Annotated in this window: 25 protein-coding genes; 23 read left to right on the top strand and 2 right to left on the bottom strand. The window is 35.1% G+C overall.

Annotation, left to right across the window (positions count from 1 at the left end):
* Positions 1-2 precede the first annotated feature (2 nt).
* From rplN to CDH50_RS03870, 22 genes are all read left to right on the top strand, one after another.
* Positions 3-371 carry a 50S ribosomal protein L14 gene (gene rplN / locus CDH50_RS03975; protein WP_100610627.1) on the top strand — a complete coding sequence of 123 codons (369 nt, stop codon included), beginning with the start codon at positions 3-5 and terminating at the stop codon, positions 369-371.
* Positions 372-383: 12 nt separating this feature from the next.
* Positions 384-695, top strand: a complete 312-nt coding sequence (gene rplX / locus CDH50_RS03970; protein WP_100610626.1) for a 50S ribosomal protein L24 — start codon at positions 384-386, stop codon at positions 693-695.
* A 2-nt stretch (positions 696-697) separates the two neighbouring features.
* Positions 698-1,249, top strand: a complete 552-nt coding sequence (rplE, locus tag CDH50_RS03965) for a 50S ribosomal protein L5 (RefSeq protein ID WP_100610625.1) — start codon at positions 698-700, stop codon at positions 1,247-1,249.
* A gap of 3 nt (positions 1,250-1,252) precedes the next feature.
* Positions 1,253-1,522 carry a 30S ribosomal protein S14 gene (gene rpsN, locus CDH50_RS03960; RefSeq protein ID WP_100610624.1) on the top strand — a complete coding sequence of 90 codons (270 nt, stop codon included), beginning with the start codon at positions 1,253-1,255 and terminating at the stop codon, positions 1,520-1,522.
* A 64-nt stretch (positions 1,523-1,586) separates the two neighbouring features.
* Entirely contained in the window at positions 1,587-1,985 is a 399-nt protein-coding gene (gene rpsH, locus CDH50_RS03955) for a 30S ribosomal protein S8 (protein WP_100610623.1), read from the top strand.
* A gap of 11 nt (positions 1,986-1,996) precedes the next feature.
* The gene (rplF, locus tag CDH50_RS03950; RefSeq protein ID WP_100610622.1) at positions 1,997-2,539 is read left to right on the top strand and encodes a 50S ribosomal protein L6; all 543 of its coding nucleotides are present in this window, start codon (positions 1,997-1,999) and stop codon (positions 2,537-2,539) included.
* A 10-nt stretch (positions 2,540-2,549) separates the two neighbouring features.
* Positions 2,550-2,906: a 50S ribosomal protein L18 gene (gene rplR / locus CDH50_RS03945; RefSeq protein ID WP_100610621.1), complete on the top strand. Its 357-nt coding sequence runs from the start codon at positions 2,550-2,552 to the stop codon at positions 2,904-2,906.
* Between the two features lie 6 nt (positions 2,907-2,912).
* Positions 2,913-3,437, top strand: coding sequence for a 30S ribosomal protein S5 (gene rpsE, locus CDH50_RS03940; protein WP_100610620.1), 525 nt, complete (start codon positions 2,913-2,915; stop codon positions 3,435-3,437).
* Positions 3,438-3,448: 11 nt separating this feature from the next.
* Complete coding sequence (rpmD, locus tag CDH50_RS03935) at positions 3,449-3,631, top strand: 50S ribosomal protein L30 (RefSeq protein WP_100610619.1); 183 nt, start codon at positions 3,449-3,451, stop codon at positions 3,629-3,631.
* Between the two features lie 15 nt (positions 3,632-3,646).
* On the top strand, positions 3,647-4,099 hold the full coding sequence (gene rplO / locus CDH50_RS03930; RefSeq protein ID WP_100610618.1) for a 50S ribosomal protein L15: 453 nt from the start codon (positions 3,647-3,649) through the stop codon (positions 4,097-4,099).
* 15 nt (positions 4,100-4,114) lie between these two features.
* Positions 4,115-5,470 (top strand): preprotein translocase subunit SecY, encoded by a 1,356-nt coding sequence (secY, locus tag CDH50_RS03925; protein ID WP_100610617.1) that lies wholly within the window; start codon positions 4,115-4,117, stop codon positions 5,468-5,470.
* A 4-nt stretch (positions 5,471-5,474) separates the two neighbouring features.
* Positions 5,475-5,690, top strand: a complete 216-nt coding sequence (gene infA / locus CDH50_RS03920) for a translation initiation factor IF-1 (protein ID WP_028289261.1) — start codon at positions 5,475-5,477, stop codon at positions 5,688-5,690.
* A 61-nt stretch (positions 5,691-5,751) separates the two neighbouring features.
* Complete coding sequence (gene ykgO, locus CDH50_RS03915) at positions 5,752-5,868, top strand: type B 50S ribosomal protein L36 (RefSeq protein ID WP_013305171.1); 117 nt, start codon at positions 5,752-5,754, stop codon at positions 5,866-5,868.
* 2 nt (positions 5,869-5,870) lie between these two features.
* Positions 5,871-6,245, top strand: a complete 375-nt coding sequence (gene rpsM, locus CDH50_RS03910) for a 30S ribosomal protein S13 (protein ID WP_100610616.1) — start codon at positions 5,871-5,873, stop codon at positions 6,243-6,245.
* Between the two features lie 107 nt (positions 6,246-6,352).
* Complete coding sequence (gene rpsK / locus CDH50_RS03905) at positions 6,353-6,736, top strand: 30S ribosomal protein S11 (RefSeq protein ID WP_100610615.1); 384 nt, start codon at positions 6,353-6,355, stop codon at positions 6,734-6,736.
* Between the two features lie 175 nt (positions 6,737-6,911).
* A complete protein-coding gene (rpsD, locus tag CDH50_RS03900; RefSeq protein ID WP_100610614.1) occupies positions 6,912-7,517 on the top strand; it encodes a 30S ribosomal protein S4 in 606 nt (201 codons plus the stop codon).
* 96 nt (positions 7,518-7,613) lie between these two features.
* Positions 7,614-8,606, top strand: coding sequence for a DNA-directed RNA polymerase subunit alpha (locus CDH50_RS03895; RefSeq protein WP_100610613.1), 993 nt, complete (start codon positions 7,614-7,616; stop codon positions 8,604-8,606).
* Between the two features lie 59 nt (positions 8,607-8,665).
* Positions 8,666-9,142: a 50S ribosomal protein L17 gene (gene rplQ / locus CDH50_RS03890; RefSeq protein WP_100610612.1), complete on the top strand. Its 477-nt coding sequence runs from the start codon at positions 8,666-8,668 to the stop codon at positions 9,140-9,142.
* 171 nt (positions 9,143-9,313) lie between these two features.
* Positions 9,314-10,417, top strand: coding sequence for a glutamine-hydrolyzing carbamoyl-phosphate synthase small subunit (gene carA, locus CDH50_RS03885; RefSeq protein WP_100610611.1), 1,104 nt, complete (start codon positions 9,314-9,316; stop codon positions 10,415-10,417).
* Between the two features lie 143 nt (positions 10,418-10,560).
* A complete protein-coding gene (gene eno / locus CDH50_RS03880) occupies positions 10,561-11,853 on the top strand; it encodes a phosphopyruvate hydratase (protein WP_100610610.1) in 1,293 nt (430 codons plus the stop codon).
* Between the two features lie 175 nt (positions 11,854-12,028).
* Positions 12,029-13,315, top strand: a complete 1,287-nt coding sequence (locus CDH50_RS03875) for a citrate synthase (protein ID WP_100610609.1) — start codon at positions 12,029-12,031, stop codon at positions 13,313-13,315.
* A gap of 66 nt (positions 13,316-13,381) precedes the next feature.
* Complete coding sequence (locus CDH50_RS03870) at positions 13,382-14,296, top strand: dimethylarginine dimethylaminohydrolase family protein (protein ID WP_100610608.1); 915 nt, start codon at positions 13,382-13,384, stop codon at positions 14,294-14,296.
* Positions 14,297-14,437: 141 nt separating this feature from the next.
* On the opposite strand, the gene CDH50_RS03865 is transcribed toward CDH50_RS03870, so the two are convergent.
* On the bottom strand, positions 14,438-14,977 hold the full coding sequence (locus CDH50_RS03865; protein WP_100610607.1) for a hypothetical protein: 540 nt from the start codon (positions 14,975-14,977) through the stop codon (positions 14,438-14,440).
* A 45-nt stretch (positions 14,978-15,022) separates the two neighbouring features.
* On the bottom strand, positions 15,023-18,145 hold the full coding sequence (locus tag CDH50_RS03860; protein ID WP_100610606.1) for a glycoside hydrolase family 2 TIM barrel-domain containing protein: 3,123 nt from the start codon (positions 18,143-18,145) through the stop codon (positions 15,023-15,025).
* Positions 18,146-18,386: 241 nt separating this feature from the next.
* Between CDH50_RS03860 and CDH50_RS03855 the strand changes: the two genes are divergently transcribed.
* Positions 18,387-19,835 (top strand): FG-GAP repeat domain-containing protein (locus CDH50_RS03855; RefSeq protein ID WP_198513429.1); only part of this gene is annotated, 1,449 nt, incomplete at its 3' end.

Here is a 19,835-nt window from a genome sequence, read left to right as displayed (position 1 = left end):
TTATGGTACAACAAGAATCAAGACTTAAAGTCGCAGATAACACTGGAGCAAAAGAAGTATTAACCATACGTGTTCTCGGTGGTACTAAAAGAAGATACGCTTCTGTAGGAGACAAAATAGTGGTTTCTATTAAAGATGCTACACCTAATGGTAACATTAAAAAAGGTGCTGTTTCTACAGCGGTAGTAGTTCGTACTGTAAAAGAAGTAAGAAGACCGGACGGATCTTATATTAGATTCGACGACAACGCATGTGTGCTTTTAAACGCCCAAGGTGAGATGAGAGGAACACGTGTTTTTGGTCCAGTTGCTAGAGAACTTCGTGATAAACAATTCATGAAAATTGTATCATTGGCACCTGAAGTGCTTTAATGAATTTATAAGATGACAAAGCTTAAGATAAAATCGGGAGATACTGTAAAAGTCATTGCTGGAGATCACAAAGGATCTGAAGGTAAAGTACAAAAGGTATTAATAGATAAGAACAAAGCCATCGTTGAAGGTGTTAACTTGGTTAAGAAACATACGAAACCAAGTGCTAAAAACCCTCAAGGAGGCATCGTAGAGAAAGAAGCTGCTATTCACATATCAAACCTATCATTGTTAACTTCAAAAGGAGAAACAACTAGAGTTGGATACAGAGTAGAAGGCGATAAGAAAGTAAGATTTTCAAAAAAATCTAATGAAGTAATATAGTTATGGCATATTCACCTAGACTTAAAGAAGAGTATAAAAGCAAAGTAATTGCTGCTCTTACAAACGAATTTGGTTATAAAAATGTGATGCAAGTACCTAAGCTTGAAAAGATAGTAATATCTAAAGGTGTTGGTGCTGCGGTAGCAGATAAAAAACTAATTGATTACGCTCTAGAGGAGTTGGCAAGCATCACTGGTCAAAAACCAGTTGCTACCATATCTAAAAAAGACGTTGCATCTTTTAAATTACGTAAAGGGATGCCTATTGGGGCGAAAGTAACTTTACGTGGAGAGAGAATGTATGAGTTTTTAGACCGTTTAGTAACATCTGCTTTACCACGTGTAAGGGATTTTAACGGTATAAAAGCGACAGGATTTGATGGAAGGGGTAATTACAATTTAGGAATTACCGAACAAATTATATTCCCAGAGATAAACATTGATAAAGTGAATAAAATCTCAGGTATGGATATTACATTTGTAACTTCTGCTGAAACTGACAAAGAAGCAAAATCATTATTAACCGAATTAGGATTACCTTTTCAAAAGAACTAAGTTATGGCTAAAGAATCAATGAAAGCCCGTGAGGTAAAGAGATCTAAAACAGTAGCTAAATATGCAGCTAAACGTAAAGCTTTAAAAGAAGCTGGAGATTATGAGGCATTGCAAAAGTTACCAAAAAATGCATCTCCTATCCGTCAACATAACCGTTGTAAACTAACAGGTAGACCAAGAGGTTATATGAGAACATTTGGTATTTCTCGTGTAACATTTAGAGAGATGGCTAACCAAGGTTTAATACCTGGTGTAACAAAAGCTAGCTGGTAAAAAAGAGTTTTAACTGGTATAAGGTTCAATAAATTTTGAAAACCAATACCGCAAATTAATAAATATGTATACAGATCCAATAGCGGATTATCTTACAAGAGTTAGAAATGCAATCCGTGCAAACCACAGAGTGGTTGAGATACCTGCATCTAACTTGAAAAAAGACATCACAAAAATATTATTCGAGCAAGGATATATTTTAAGTTACAAGTTTGACGATTCAACTGTACAAGGCACCATCAAAATTGCCCTTAAGTACAATAAGGAAACCAAAGAGCCTGTAATTAAAAAGATTGAAAGAATAAGTAAACCAGGTTTACGTAAATATGCTAGTTCTAAAGAACTACCTAGAATTCTTAATGGTCTTGGTATTGCCATCGTTTCTACTTCTCATGGTGTAATGACAGGTAAACAAGCAAAGCAAGAGAATGTAGGTGGAGAAATATTATGTTACGTTTACTAAAAAGATAAGATATGTCAAGAATAGGTAATAACCCAGTAGTAATTCCACAAGGCGTTACAGTTGATATAAAAGACGGAATAGTTACGGTAAAAGGAAAATTAGGGGAATTAACCCAAAATTTCGATTCTGTAGATATTAAAGTTGAAGATGGTAATGTTTTAGTAACACGTTCTTCTGATACAAAAGATCAAAAAGCTAAGCATGGTTTATATAGAGCTTTAATGCTTAATATGATTAAAGGTGTTTCTCAAGGATGGACTAAAGAATTAGAATTGGTTGGTGTAGGTTACAGAGCATCAAACCAAGGACAAAAATTGGATTTAGCCTTAGGGTTTTCCCATAATATTGTTCTAGAAGTAGCTCCAGAAGTTGTTGTTGAAACAGTTTCAGAAAAAGGAAAGAATCCAATAATAAAACTAACATCGTTTGATAAACAACTTGTTGGTCAAGTAGCTGGAAAAATTCGTGATTTTAGAAGACCAGAACCATACAAAGGAAAAGGAATTAAGTTTGTAGGCGAGGTATTGAGAAGAAAAGCAGGTAAATCAGCTTAATAATTTAGTTATGGCATTGACAAAACACAAAAGAAGGATAAGAATTAAAAACAGAATTCGTAAAATAGTTTCTGGTACAGAAGCTAGACCAAGATTATCTGTTTTTAGAAGTAATAATGAGATTTATGCTCAAATAGTAGATGATGTTTCTGGTAAAACTATCAGCGCAGCATCTTCAAGAGATAAAGATATTAATACAGCTAAGGTTAATAAAACTGAAGCAGCTGCATTAGTAGGTAAAGCTCTTGCTGAAAAAGCTTTAAAGGCAGGTGTAGAAACTATTTCTTTCGATAGAGGTGGTTATTTATATCATGGTAGAGTAAAATCGTTAGCTGAAGGAGCTAGAGAAGCAGGACTTAAATTCTAAGAAATTATGTATCGTAAATACAAAAGCGCAGAGTTAGTAAAACCAGGTGGATTAGATCTTAAGGATCGTTTAGTTGGTGTACAAAGAGTTACAAAAGTAACTAAAGGTGGTAGAGCATTTGGTTTTTCAGCAATCGTTGTGGTTGGTGATGAAGCTGGTGTTGTAGGACAAGGTTTAGGAAAGTCTAAAGACGTAGCAAGTGCTATAGCAAAAGCTGTTGAAGATGCTAAGAAAAACCTTGTTAGAATTCCTTTAAAAGGAAAATCATTACCACATGAGCAAAAAGGTAAATTTGGTGGAGCAAGAGTTAATATCATTCCTGCTGCTGCCGGTACAGGTGTAATTGCTGGGGGAGCTGTAAGAACAGTTCTTGAAGCAGTTGGAGTTCATGATGTACTATCAAAATCTCAAGGATCTTCAAATCCTCACAATGTGGTAAAAGCAACTTTTGATGCCTTATTACAATTAAGAGATGCTAGTGTTATAGCTAGAGATAGAGGTATTTCACTTGAAAAAGTTTTTAACGGTTAATAAACGATAAGATGGCAAAGATTAGAGTAACAAAGATAAAAAGCGCAATCAATCGTCCGCTAAGACAAAAAAGAATATTAGAGTCTTTAGGTCTTAGAAAAATTGGTCAAGTTGTTGAGCATGAAGCCTCTCCAAGTGTACTTGGTATGGTAAACAAATTAAATCACTTAGTTTCTGTTGAAGAAATTAAATAATAATAAATACTGAAAATGGATTTAAGTAATTTAAAACCTGCAGAAGGTTCAGTTAAAAATCAAGGTAAAAGAATAGGTAGAGGACAAGGTTCTGGAAAAGGTGGTACTGCAACAAAAGGCCACAAAGGAGCTAAATCCCGTTCTGGTTATGCTAAGAAAGTAGGATTTGAAGGAGGACAAATGCCACTTCAAAGACGTGTGCCTAAATTTGGTTTTACTAATGTTAACCGTGTTGAGTATCAGGGAATCAATTTAGATACCTTACAACAATTAGTTGATGATAAAAAGATTAAAGATACTGTAGATTTTGAGGTTTTTTTCTCAAATAGATTAGCTAGTAAAAATGATCTAGTTAAGATATTAGGAAGAGGAGAATTGAAAGCTAAATTAAAAGTATCTGCTCATAAATTTACTGCTTCAGCAAAAGCTGCTATCGAAGCTGCAGGTGGAGAAGTTGTAACTTTATAAGACTTAACTACGCATATGAAATTTATAGAATCAATAAAAAATGTTTGGAAAATAGAAGAACTAAGAAACAGAATCATGGTTACCCTTGGTCTGTTATTAGTTTACCGTTTTGGAGCTCAAGTAGTTCTGCCAGGTATAGATGCTGCTCAATTAGGAGGGTTAGCAGATAGTACAGATGGTGGTTTATTAGGGTTGCTTAATGCCTTTACAGGTGGTGCTTTTGCAAATGCTTCGATATTTGCATTAGGTATTATGCCTTACATTTCTGCTTCTATTGTTGTTCAGTTAATGGGAATAGCGATTCCATATTTGCAAAAACTACAAAAAGAAGGTGCTAGTGGTCAAAAAAAGATAAATCAAATTACCCGTTGGTTAACTATTGGTATCTGTTTGTTACAAGCACCAGGCTATTTGGCAAGTTTACCAGCATTAGGAATTCCTCAAAGTGCCTTTTTATTAGGTACAGGTTTTTCATTTTATTTTTCATCAGTGACAATTTTAGTAACAGGATGTATTTTTGCCATGTGGTTAGGAGAAAAAATTACTGATAAAGGTATTGGTAACGGTATTTCTTTGTTAATTATGGTAGGTATCATTGCTAGAATGCCAGCATCATTTGTTCAAAACTATGCTTCTAGAATTGAAGGTGGAGGAAATGGTGGATTAATGATGGTATTAATTGAACTTGTCGTTTGGTTTGCTGTTATATTGGCTGCCATCATGCTTGTTATGGCCGTTAGAAAAATTGCTGTTCAATATGCAAGAAGAACTGCAACAGGTAGCTATGAGAAAAATGTTATGGCTGGTTCAAGACAATACATTCCATTAAAACTAAATGCTTCTGGAGTTATGCCAATTATATTTGCCCAAGCTATTATGTTTGTGCCTGGATTGGTTGGAGGATCATCATTTCTTAAGGAAAGTGCTGTTGGTGGATGGTTGCAAACTAACTATGCCGATATGTTTGGATTAGTTTATAATATTACATTCGCAATTCTAATTATAATATTTACATATTTTTATACAGCAATTACTGTTCCAACAAATAAAATGGCAGACGATTTAAAACGTAGTGGCGGTTTTATTCCAGGAATTCGACCAGGTACTGAAACTTCAGAATATCTAGATAAAATTATGTCTCAAATAACCTTACCAGGTTCTATTTTCTTAGCGTTTTTAGCTGTTTTTCCAGCATTTATCGTTAAGCTAATGGGAGTTCAACAAGGATGGGCATTATTTTTTGGAGGTACTTCATTGATAATTTTGGTTGGTGTAGCAATAGATACTATGCAACAAGTAAATTCTTATTTGTTAAATAGGCATTATGATGGCTTGATGAAAACAGGTAAGAATAGAAAAGCATTAGCTTAATACTATGGCAAAGCAAGCAGCAATTGAGCAAGATGGAACTATTATAGAAGCATTATCAAATGCGATGTTCCGTGTTGAATTAGAAAATGGTCATATTGTGACTGCGCATATTTCTGGTAAGATGCGTATGCATTACATTAAATTATTGCCAGGAGACAAAGTAAAATTAGAAATGAGTCCTTACGATTTATCTAAGGCTCGTATAACTTATAGGTACTAATATACAGATACGATGAAACCAAAGGTTGCATCTGACAGTTAAAAAAAATAAATATCAGCAGATGAAAGTAAGAGCATCAGTTAAAAAAAGAAGCGCCGATTGTAAAATAGTGCGCAGAAAAGGTAGACTTTACGTAATAAACAAAAAGAATCCTAGATTCAAACAAAGACAAGGGTAATTATGGCAAGAATTGCAGGTGTAGACATACCAAAAAACAAAAGAGGAGTTATCGCTTTAACTTATATCTACGGAATAGGTAAAAGCAGAGCTCAAGAGATTTTAGCAACAGCTAAAGTAGACGAGAGTATCAAAGTTCAGGATTGGAACGACGATCAAATTGGAAACATTCGTGACGCTGTATCTGCCTTTACTATTGAAGGTGAATTACGTTCAGAAACCCAATTAAACATCAAACGTTTAATGGATATTGGATGTTACAGAGGAATCCGTCATAGATCGGGTCTTCCTTTAAGAGGACAACGTACAAAAAACAATTCCAGAACAAGAAAAGGAAGAAGAAAAACAGTTGCTAACAAGAAAAAAGCAACTAAATAATTAATTAATATTTAGTCTTTAGTATTAGACGTTGGAAGGAATCTGTTTGAAATTATAAAGGTTTAGGATTCTAGCGACTATCAACTAACAACTGAAAACTAGAAAATATGGCAAAAGCAAGTACAAAAAAACGTAAAGTTATTGTAGATTCTGTTGGTGAAGCACACGTTAATGCATCATTCAATAACATCATTATCTCACTTACCAATAAAAAAGGCGATGTTATTGCATGGTCTTCAGCTGGTAAAATGGGATTTAAAGGTTCTAAGAAAAACACGCCTTACGCAGCACAATTAGCAGCAGAAGATGCAGCAGCAGTAGCACAAGAAGCTGGTTTGAAAAAAGTAAAAGTATACGTTAAAGGTCCAGGAAACGGTAGAGAATCTGCTATTCGTTCTATCCATAATGCAGGTATTGAAGTAACAGAAATTATAGATGTTACTCCGTTGCCACATAATGGTTGTAGACCTCCAAAACGTAGAAGAGTATAATTTATATGCGATAAAATAAATAAAAATAATATCAACTGTTTTAGGCAGTTGATATTATTTTTATGTGTAAATTTGCAAACTGAAAAAATAAAAACAAGTATCAACAAGAGATCAACGATTATCGAAGGATAAGATTAAGACCTTAATTCATAATCACTCTTAAAAACAATTTAAAATGGCAAGATATACTGGTCCTAAAACTAAAATAGCTCGTAAATTTGGTGAAGCTATTTTCGGAGAAGATAAATCTTTTGAGAAAAGAAATTATCCTCCTGGTCAACACGGTGCAAACAAGCGTCGTGGAAAAAAATCTGAATATGCAATTCAATTACAAGAAAAGCAAAAAGCTAAATATACTTATGGTGTATTAGAGCGTCAATTCAGAAATATGTTTAAAAAAGCTAGAGCAGCACAAGGTATCACAGGTGAGGTTTTATTACAACTTTGTGAATCTAGATTGGATAATGTGGTTTATAGAATGGGAATAGCTCCTTCTAGAAGCGGTGCAAGACAATTAGTATCTCACAGACACATTACAGTAAATGGTGAATTGGTAAATATACCTTCTTATCAATTACACGCTGGTGATGTTGTTGCTGTAAGAGAAAAATCAAAATCACTTGAAGCTATCGATAAATCTTTATCTAACTCAAGTCAAGTATACGAGTGGATTACTTGGAATAACGACACTAAGCAAGGGACTTATGTTTCTGTTCCTGCAAGAATTCAAATTCCAGAAAACATAAACGAACAATTCATCGTCGAATTATATTCTAAATAATAAATTAATAACATTGGTATTTAGCCAAAGGGTTTATTTGTACTTCTTCAAACTTATAATCCGCGCAACTAAATAACAATTAAAACGAAGAAAAACATGGCAGTATTTAATTTTCAGAAGCCCGATAAAGTAATCATGATTGATTCAACAGATTTTGAAGGCAAATTCGAATTTCGCCCTTTAGAACCTGGATACGGATTAACAGTAGGTAACGCATTAAGAAGAGTTTTACTTTCTTCTTTAGAAGGATTCGCCATTACATCAGTTAGAATTGAAGGTGTAGATCATGAATTTTCAGCAATTTCAGGAGTCGTTGAAGATGTTACGGAAATCATATTAAACTTAAAACAAGTTCGTTTTAAAAGACAAATTGAAGATATCGATAACGAATCTATTTCTATATCAATTTCTGGTCAAGAACAAATATTAGCTGGAGATTTCCAAAAATTTATTTCAGGATTCCAAGTATTGAATACAGAATTAGTAATCTGTAATTTAGATCCTAAAGTGAACTTTAACATGGAAATCACCATAGAAAAAGGTAGAGGTTACGTACCTGCGGAAGAAAACAAAAAAGCTGCTGCACCAATTGGTACTATCTTTACAGATTCTATCTATACACCAATAAAAAATGTAAAGTATAGTATTGAAAACTATCGTGTTGAACAAAAAACCGATTACGAAAAACTGGTTTTTGAAATCATTACAGATGGTTCTATAACACCTCAAGACGCTTTAACGGAAGCTGCTAAAACATTAATTCACCACTTTATGTTATTCTCTGATGAGCGTATTACATTAGAAGCTGATGAAATTGCACAAACTGAAACTTATGATGAAGAATCTCTTCACATGAGACAGTTGCTTAAAACGAAGTTAATCGATATGGATTTATCTGTTCGTGCTCTTAACTGTTTAAAAGCAGCAGAAGTTGATACTTTGGGAGATTTAGTATCTTTCAACAAAAACGATTTGATGAAATTCAGAAACTTTGGTAAAAAATCTTTAACAGAACTTGAAGAACTTGTTCATATTAAAGGTTTAAACTTCGGAATGGATTTAAGTAAATACAAATTAGATAAAGATTAATTAATCATATTTTGCTCCTCGACAGTCGAGTTTGGTAGCAAGATGATAAAACAAATGTCATGAGACACGGAAAAAAAATAAACCACTTAGGCAGACAAACTGCTCACAGAAAATCAATGTTGGCAAATATGGCTTGTTCTTTAATAGAGCACAAACGTATAAACACAACTGTTGCAAAAGCAAAAGCATTAAAGCTATTTGTTGAGCCAATGATTACTAAATCTAAAGAAGACACTACACACAACAGACGTATTGTTTTCAGTAGACTAAGACAAAAAGAGGCTGTAGCAGAATTATTTAGAGATGTTGCTGCTAAAGTTGGTGACAGACCAGGAGGTTACACAAGAATTATTAAACTTGGTAATCGTTTAGGGGATAATGCTGATATGGCTATGATCGAGCTTGTAGATTACAACGAAATCTACAATGCTGGTAAACCAGAGAAGAAAACAACCAGAAGAAGTAGAAGAGGTGGTGCTAAGCCTGCCGCTGCTCCAGTTGTTGATACTAAAGCATCAAAAGAAGAAGAGGAATAGATGTTAAAAACATTTAAAATATAAAGGATAAACTATTTTAGTTTATCCTTTTTTTTATGCAATTTTGTAAAACTTTTTTAGGAATGAAACCTTCCATAACTCATATAATATTATAAAAGCAATCATTGTATGAGGGTCACATGTGACAATTTAAAAAAAAAAATCTAACACATGAAATATCAAAAACGACAAAAAGCCATCATTCTTCTAGCAGATGGTACTATTTTTTACGGCAAAGCAGTTGGAAATAAACAAGGATCCGCATTTGGAGAAGTGTGTTTCAATACGGGCATGACTGGTTACCAAGAAATTTTTACCGACCCATCATATTACGGTCAATTAATGGTGACTACCAATGCGCACATTGGAAATTATGGTGTAAATGACGAAGAAATTGAGTCAGATTCCATAAAAATAGCAGGACTAATTTGCAAAAATTTTAGTTATGAATATTCAAGAATAGATTCCGATGGTTCCTTGGAATCATTTCTAGATAAAAATAATCTGTTAGCAATATCTGATGTAGATACTAGAGCTTTGGTAAGTTATATTAGAGATAATGGTGCCATGAATGCAGTTATTTCTACAGAAGTTGATAATATTGAAGGATTAAAGAAACAATTGGCAGATGTTCCAGATATGAATGGTTTAGAGTTGGCTTCAAAAGTATCAACCAAAGAGCCTTATTATTTTGGTAATGAAAACGCCACTTATAAAGTAGCCGCTTTAGATATTGGAATTAAGAAAAACATTCTTCGAAACATCGCAAAAAGAGATGCTTACATAAAAGTGTTTCCATACAATGCTAAATTTGAAGATTTAGAAGCATTCAAACCAGATGGTTATTTTTTATCTAACGGTCCTGGAGATCCAGAGCCTCTAGTAGAAGCTCAAACATTAGCAAAAGAAATAATTAAACGCGATTTACCTTTATTTGGTATCTGCCTTGGCCACCAAATTATAGCTCTGGCAAATGGGGTGTCAACTTATAAAATGCATAATGGACATAGAGGCATCAATCACCCAGTTAAAAACCTAAGGACTGGGAAAGGCGAAATAACGTCCCAAAACCATGGTTTTGCTGTCAATAGGGAAGAGGCAGAAGCTCATCCAGATTTAGAAGTAACACACGTGCATTTGAATGATCATACCGTTGCAGGCTTAGCTATGAAATCTAAAAATTGCTTTTCGGTACAGTACCATCCAGAAGCGAGTCCTGGCCCACATGATGCTTCTTATTTGTTCGATCAATTCATCGAAAATATAAAAAAATAAATCTCTAAAATGTGTTTACTCTTGGTATTAGAAGTTACTAAAACGTTGTAGGCATAATTTTAATAAATTCTTTAAAAACATCATTAATTAAAGGCGATTTAACCGTAAATTTGACATATTAAAAAGTTTAAAAATAACCAATTATGAGTGCAATAATAAATATACACGCAAGACAAATCCTTGATTCAAGAGGAAACCCAACTGTAGAAGTTGATGTAGTAACAGAAAATGATGTTTTAGGAAGAGCAGCAGTGCCGTCTGGAGCATCAACAGGAGAGCATGAAGCCGTAGAGCTTCGTGATGGAGGAAAGGCTTACATGGGTAAGGGTGTTTTAAAAGCGGTTGATAATGTAAACTCAATTATTGCTCAAGAATTATTGGGAGTATCAGTTTTCGAACAAAATTTGATTGATAAAATCATGATTGATTTAGATGGAACTCCAAATAAATCAAAATTAGGAGCTAATGCTATTTTAGGTGTTTCTCTAGCGGTTGCTAAGGCAGCAGCTGCAGAGTTAAATATGCCATTGTACAGATATGTAGGTGGTGTGTCTGCAAATACGCTTCCAGTGCCTATGATGAATATCATTAATGGTGGTTCCCATAGTGATGCGCCTATAGCATTTCAAGAATTTATGATTATGCCTGTAAAAGCTAAAAGTTTTACACACGCTATGCAAATGGGTACAGAGATTTTCCATAATCTTAAAAAAGTATTACACGATAGAGGTTTAAGTACGGCTGTTGGTGATGAAGGCGGTTTTGCTCCAAATTTAGCTGGTGGAACAGAAGATGCTTTAGATTCTATTAAATTAGCAGTTGAGAAAGCAGGATATACGTTTGGTGGTGATGTTATGATTGCGTTAGATTGTGCTTCGGCAGAATTTTATATAGATGGAAAATACGATTACACCAAATTTGAAGGTGATAAAGGTAAGGTAAGAACATCTGCAGAACAAGCTGAATACTTGGCTGAATTATCAGCAAAATATCCAATAATCTCAATCGAAGATGGTATGGACCAAAACGATTGGGAAGGGTGGAAATTATTAACCAATAAAATTGGTAAAAAAGTACAATTGGTAGGTGATGATTTGTTCGTAACGAATGTACAACGTTTATCACGTGGTATTGAAGAAGGTATCGCTAATTCCATTCTTGTTAAAGTTAACCAAATAGGTTCTTTAACAGAAACCATCGCAGCAGTAAATATGGCTAAAAATGCAGGTTATACTTCTGTTATGTCTCACCGTTCTGGAGAAACTGAAGATAACACGATTGCAGATTTAGCTGTAGCTTTAAACTGTGGACAAATTAAAACAGGTTCTGCTTCAAGAAGTGACCGTATGGCAAAATATAATCAATTACTTCGTATTGAAGAAGAATTAGGAGAAACAGCTTATTTTCCACAGGAAAAAGCATTTAAAATTAAGTAATATTACGTATTGAATATTATCAAAAAGGCGATTATTTTTTAATAATCGCCTTTTTTTATTCGTCATTTTTAATAATATAATAATTGATAAATCCTAGTGTAGATAAGCTTTATTAATCATGAGATATTTTGTAAATTAGCGAATCAAAATAAATATTAAACATTAAGTATATAACATGGCACATACTGCTAGCATAGAAGTCAACGGAAAGAAAATAAACCTCCCAGTAATTGAAGGAACAGAAAATGAATTAGCGATAGACATTTCTAATTTTAGAAGCGAATCAGATGGCGTAATAACTATTGATCCAGGATTCAAAAATACGGGTTCTTGCGAAAGTGGTATTACTTTTTTAGATGGTGAAAAGGGCATTTTAAGATACAGGGGTTACTCGATAGAAGAATTAGCTGAGAAAGCTGACTTTTTAGAAGTTGCCTATCTTTTGATTTTTGGAGAATTGCCTACAAAAGAGCAAAATGATAAATTCCATAATGATATTAAAGCTCAAGCTGTTGTGGATGAAGATGTTAAAAAAATAGTGGACGCTTTTCCAAAAACGGCTCATCCAATGGGCGTCATATCTTCGTTAACCAGTGCCTTAACAGCATTTAATCCAACCTCGGTTAATGTGAATTCTGAGGCTGATATGTATAGGGCCATTGTTAAAATTATGGGTAAATTTCCTGTGTTGGTAGCTTGGACGTATAGAAAAAGACTTGGATTACCATTAGACTATGGTGATGATTCTTTGGGGTATGTTGAAAATATCTTAAAAATGATGTTTAGACAGCCTAATGCCAACTATGTTCAAAACAAAATTTTAGTGGATGCTTTAGATAAACTTTTAATTTTACACGCAGACCATGAACAAAACTGTTCTACGTCCACAGTTAGGATTGTTGGTTCTTCGCATGCAGGATTATTTGCATCATTATCTGCGGGAATCTCTGCACTTTGGGGTCCACTTCATGGTGGTGCTAACCAAGCAGTGTTAGAAATGTTGGAAGCCATTAAAGAAGATGGTGGCGATACTAAAAAGTACATGGCTAAAGCAAAAGATAAACAAGATCCATTCAGATTAATGGGCTTTGGTCACCGAGTTTATAAAAACTTCGACCCAAGAGCTAAAATCATAAAAAAGGCAGCTGACGAAGTATTAGGTAATCTAGGTATTGAGGATCCGATTTTAGACATTGCCAAAGGTCTTGAGAAAGAAGCTTTAGAAGATCCATACTTTGTAGATAGAAAATTGTATCCTAACGTAGATTTCTATTCTGGAATCATTTACAGAGGCATGGGCATTCCAACCGATATGTTTACGGTTATGTTTGCTTTAGGACGTTTACCGGGCTGGATAGCACAATGGCGTGAAATGCGTTTAAATAAAGAGCCAATAGGCAGACCGAGACAAATATATACTGGAGCAACGCTAAGGTCGTTTGTTCCATTAGAAAATAGATAACACATCGTTAAAATAAATTATCAGAGCTTCATAAGTTTACTTGTGGAGCTTTTTTATATTTACATCATGCTAAAACTTAATGTAAAAAACGAAACGTCAAGATTGCGGGTAGTCATTTTAGGAACTGCCAAAAGCAATGGCCCAGTGCCAAGTGTTGCAGATTGTTACGACCCTAAAAGTATTGAAAGTGTGCTGGATGGAACCTATCCAAAGGAAGAGGATATGATTCTTGAAATGGATGCAGTCGAAACTGTTTTAAGAAAATATGACGTAAAGGTTTATAGACCAAATATCATTAAAGACTGTAACCAAATATTTTCACGAGATATCGCTTTTGTTATCGAAGATAAAATAATAAGAGCCAATATTTTACCAGATAGAGAACGTGAAATTGAAGCTATACGGTATGTTTGGAATCAGGTAGATAGAGAGAACAGAATAGTTTTGCCAAAAGAATGCCATGTTGAAGGGGGAGATGTAATGTTGTGGGACGACTATATTTTTATGGGGACGTATTCTGGTGAAGACTATGCCGATTATATCACGGCTAGAACCAATATGGATGCTGTTATTGCCATACAGGAATTATTTCCAGAGAAAACGGTTAAGGCTTTTGAGTTGCGAAAATCGAATACAAACCCCAAAGAAAATGCCTTGCATTTAGATTGTTGTTTTCAACCCATAGGAAAAGGCAAAGCCATTATTTATAAAGCCGGTTTTTTAATAGAACGCGAATACCAATGGTTGGTTGATTTTTTTGGAGAAGAAAACATATTTGAAATCACTCAAGACGAAATGTATAACATGAACAGCAATATTTTTTCTATTTCTGATGATGTTATTATTTCTGAAAAAAACTTTACCAGATTAAATGCATGGCTACACAATGAAGGTTTTATTGTGGAAGAAGTGCCTTATGCTGAAATTGGTAAACAAGGAGGCTTGCTGCGTTGTACAACCATGCCTTTGATCAGGGATTAGGTTTTGAAATTTGGTTTATTCTTAATGGTTTTCAGCTATTTTTGATGATTTATTACTGATGATTCCAAAGACAAAACTCCTTTACGATTCCGCTACGGAATCGAGTAGATGCCCAAGTCTTGTAATTTATATAAACCGCTGTTAGCTTGAGGTTTTCTTATCAATTCGATATAAAACTTGTCTAAAATATTTATTCAACATACCCTTTCCTTTAAATACTTCTAAGACAGTTGGCGCAGCATCAATTTCTGTTTTTTTGTATTCTTCTTTGTCAACTTTTTGTAAGCTTCCCAAAAAAACGAGTTTATAAATTAAGTTTTCAGTGTCAATTTCAGTTGCTTTTTTTAGCATTTTTTTAGCTTCAATTTCCAAGTCATCATAATCTCCATATTCATAAGGAAATATTGAAACAGTATATCCAGTGATAAAATTAAAGTTGGCCAAATCGGAAAAATTTCTTTTGCCTTCTTCAAACATTTTTTGCATTAATTCACGAAGGTTAATTTTTTCGTTAAATTCTCTTGGAGCATCTTCAATTGCTAACCACAAGAAAAAATAAAAATGTTTCCAAATTTCATATTCGGATTTATATTTAGAATATAAATCCGAATAAATTTCAAAGACTTTTTTAAATTCTCCCGCTTCTTCTAATTCAAATATGTTTTGAAATGATAATTTCATTGTATGAGACATTAAACAAATTTGATATTATTATTCTAACAAAACTTATAATTCAGGTCGTATAGTAAAACTATAATTATACACTTGATCTGTATAATATATATAAGGCTTATGTGGTTTGGCACCCCAGCTATCATCACCGCCAACGCCCATCATTTTGTGGTCTATGTGCACTTCAACAAAATCCCTTTTCTTAACATCAATCGGAGTCCTAAAACTCTTTTTCTTGCCTTCGTCAAAATCTTCGATGCTATGGTGCAAGGTGTTAAATTCGATGGGTTTACCGTTTGTTTCTATTTTAAAACCCAATCCAGATTGATTTTTTAAGGTAAGCCACCTGGTATCTGTTTTATGTCCGTTTTCCTGTGGCCTGCCATACACCACATATTGGTCAGCAACTTTAGATTGATAGATGCCAACAAAAGCAGCCGTATTCCTGTCTATATAGTTTTCCCAAGGACCACGGCCATAATATTCTAGATTATCAAATTCTTTGGGCATTCTAAACACCACCCCTATACGTGGAATTTCTGGTAAATCGGTTTTGCTCGATTTAAAAGTATAGTCCACTTTAATTTCTCCATTACCGTAGATGGTATAAGCCATATCTATGGTGCCTTCCACCGTTGGCAATTTTAATGTTGAATTGATGGTTAATTCTGTTGCGGACACGATGTTATGATTGATGCTTTCTAAAGTGGCGTTGTTCATGGCTTCTTTCCAAACTTCAGCTCTTAGCTGCAATCTATTACCAAAATCGTTATCCGTTGGGGCACGCCAAAACGTTGGTGCTAAAGGTTCATTCATCAATTCGTAGTTATTCAATTTATACGAAGTGATGGTGCCTGTTTTTTTGGAAACATTCACTGTGAAATTTTTACCGGTAATTAAAATAGCCTCAGGAGCATCCTTAACAACTACATCATTTGAAACTATTGGCTTAATATCCATTTTCTCAAAAGCGGTTAAAGCAAACTGTTCTGAAGCAACTTCATGTCCAAAAGGAACTAGTTCAGTTTCTTTTCCTTGCAATGCATAAATATTTAAGAAATATTCTTTGCCTTTTTCAACATTGAAATCCTTTATGCCAAGATGGACTGTTTTTTCGGTCTGTGGCAAAATATCCGTTGGTGTGAATGTACCTGTTTGGATGGCTTTGCCGTTTTCCATCAATTCCCAACGAACCAAATAAGTATCCAAATTCGAGAAGAAATGCTCGTTCATGATGGTAATGGTTCCATCAGAAATTTTAAAATCCTTAAAATGAATGTTCTGATAGACTTTTTTTACTTCAAACAGACCAGCGTGTGGCGTAAGGTCTGGGTTTACCAATCCATTAAAACAAAAATTACCATCTGTATAAATGCCTTCTGGCTCAAAGTGCCCTCCATAAGCCCAGTACTTGGTGCCATCATCACTGTATTTTACAATACCCTGATCCATCCAATCCCAAATGAACCCACCTTGTATTTGTCTGTTCCCACGAACCAAGTCCCAGTATTCCTTAAAGTTGCCAGAACTATTGCCCATGGCATGGGAGTACTCGCACCATATAAATGGACGTTCAGTATCGGTTCCGACCCAACCTTTTTCAATCCAATTAATCGGGGCATACATATTTCCAATAATATCAGTATGACGCTCTGTAATGTCTGTTTCTTTTTCGGCACGTTCGTAGTGTACAGGTCGGTACTTGTCACGCTCATTAATGGCTTTATAGGCCTCTAAAAAATTTGGACCCGTTCCAGCTTCATTTCCCATACTCCATACAATGATGGATGGATGGTTTTTGTCGCGCTCTACCATATTTAATATGCGTTCTACATGCGCCGCTTTCCATTCGGGTTTATTTGCCAAAGTTTCTGATGGCTTATAGCCCATACCATGCGATTCCACATTCGCCTCATCATAAAGGTACAGGCCATATTGGTCGCACAATTTGTACCAAAGCGGATCGTTGGGATAGTGGCTGGTTCGAACGGCATTAATGTTGTTCAGTTTCATCATTTTAATGTCTGCCACCATGTCTTCTTCATTCACGACATGGCCATGATATTGGTTATGTTCATGGCGGTTCACGCCTTTTAAAAGAATGGGCTTCCCATTTACCAATAGCTGGCCACCTTTAATCTCTGTGGTTCTAAAACCAATTTTGATGGAAGTGGCCTCTATGGTATTTGCTTTACTGTCCTTTAGATTTAATACCAAAGTATATAAGTATGGATTTTCCGCAGACCATGCATGCACTTTATTGATGTCGCCGGAAAAGCTCAATGTATGTATGCTTGAAGCTTTAATACTAAATGTACTTTCATTTGATAAAACTTCTTTACCCTGAACATCTAAAACTTGATATTGCAATTTTAAATTGGATACTTTTTTAGTGGATGTGTTCTTTACTTCAGTTTCTAAAGTAAATACACCATTTTCATAATTCGCATCTAATAAGGCCTTTGAAAAGAAATCACTTATGCGGGTTTTTGGTCTAGCATACAGAAAAACATCGCGTTGGATCCCCGATAACCTCCAAAAATCCTGATCTTCCAGGTAGCTGCCATCGGTGAACTTAAAGACTTTAACGGCCAATTTATTTTTCCCTTTTTTCAAATAGGGCGTGATGTTGAACTCAGCTGGGAGTTTAGAATCTTGGTTGTAACCGACTTTAGTTCCGTTTATCCATAGGTAATAACCAGATTTTACAGAGCCTAATTGAATGTAAACTTCACGGTTCAACCAGCTTTCATCAACTTCAAAATAGGTTATATAAGAGCCAACTGAGTTTTGCGACGCTTTTATAAATGGAGGGTTTTTCTCAAAAGGATACACCACATTCGTGTAATGCGGATAGCCATAACCATACATTTCCCAGTTTCCTGGCACAGGGATTTCGTCCCAGTTACTGTCATCAAAACCTGTTTTTTCAAAATTTGGGACTCCTTTATCGGAATGGTCCGTGAAATTAAATTTCCATTTTCCATTTAAGCACTTAATAAAGCTTTCATCTTTTGGATTGTCGAGCATGGCTTTCCCAACAGTTGTGTATGAATAAAAAGTGGCACGTGCCTTTTCCCTGTTTTGTTGGAACATCTGAGGGTTTTCCCAATCGTTTTGGCTGAACGTGTTTTGACAAAAGATTATTGCTAGTAGATAGAAAATTATTTTTTTCATTTTTAGTTAAATTTAAAGAAACGAAGTTCGGTTATTTTTATTAATTATTCAATCCCTTTTAAGTTTTTAAGAGCTAATATTTTAGATGAATATCTCAGTATTTAGCCAGAAACTATTAATTTATTAACTAAATTAAGTTTTGTAAAATCTTTTTGTGTAACCATTCGATTTTTTTACATTTGGAGACCAACCAAGCAACTTTAATAAGATATTTATCGGACGGCTGAACCGAACCAAAACTATGATGCGCATATCCAAGATCCAGATACTGGCCATTCTTTTGATCCTATCCCATTCATGTAAAGATGATAGTGTGGAGAAGAAGGAGACGGCCTCAAAGACACTTTTTACCCTGTTGGACAGTGAACGGACCAACATCCATTTCAACAATACCGTAGTGGAGACGGCAGATTTTCATGCGCTAAGCTATCCTTATGTATACAATGGCGGGGGAGTTGCGATAGCGGATGTGAATAACGACGGTCTGGATGACATCTACTTCACATCGAACCAAGGTTCCAACAAGCTTTACCTTAACAAGGGCGATCTTAGATTTGAGGACATCACGGACAGGGCTGGGGTTTCGGATATGGGCGGCTGGACCACGGGCGCCAACATGATCGACATCAACAACGATGGGTGGATGGATATCTATGTGTGCAAATCGGCGTCCCTTGACAGCGATGCGCTAAGGCGCAACAAACTGTTCGTTAACCAAAAGGATGGCACGTTTAGGGAAGAGGCTCAAAAATGGGGCCTGGACGATGATGGGTTCTCGATCCAATCCTATTTTTTTGACTATGACAGGGATGGCGACCTGGACATGTTCCTTGTCAACCATCGGAACGATTTCATTAACTCCATCAATCTTGATAATATTCTAAAAGATAAAAATTTTTATCCCCAAACCTCCGATCACCTTTACAGGAACGATGGCACTAAGTTCACCGATGTCACTATGGAAAGTGGTATGATAAATAAGGAGTTCAGTTTAAGTGCTTCCATAGGCGATTACAACAATGATGGTTGGTTGGACGTATTCGTCGCCAACGATTTTATTACTCCAGATAAATTGTATATCAACAATAAAAATGGCACGTTTACAAACCAAGCAAATACTAAGTTTAAGCATACATCATACAGTAGTATGGGGTCTGATTACGCCGATGTGAACAACGATTTTCTTCCTGATTTATTTGTTGTAGATATGTCCGCTGAAGACCATCGTAGGGGGAAAGAAAATATGGCTACTATGAATACGAATGGTTTTTGGAAAACCGTCCGTTCAGGATTCCATTATAACTATATGTCCAATATCCTTAATCTTAATAATGGCAATGGCTATTTTACGGATGTGGCACAGTTTTCGGGCATATCCAAGACCGATTGGAGCTGGGCACCGTTGATTGCCGATTTTGACAACGATGGCCTGAAGGATATCTTTGTCACCAATGGTATCAAAAGGGAACTTGCAAATCAGGATTTTGGTCGTTTTATTAATGATCCAAAAAATGATTCTATTCAAAACTTATCTATTAATCAAGTATTAGATTATATACCTTCAAATAAATTGCAGAACTATGCCTTTAGGAACGATGGCGATCTATCGTTCACGAAGGTGATATCAGAATGGGGCTTCGAAAGGGAAGTGAACTCCAACGGTGTTGCCTATGCCGATCTGGACAACGAC

The sequence above is a fragment of the Confluentibacter lentus genome (assembly GCF_002806995.1).
Taxonomy (GTDB): domain Bacteria; phylum Bacteroidota; class Bacteroidia; order Flavobacteriales; family Flavobacteriaceae; genus Confluentibacter; species Confluentibacter lentus.
This window is presented reverse-complemented; position numbering and strand designations above follow the sequence as displayed.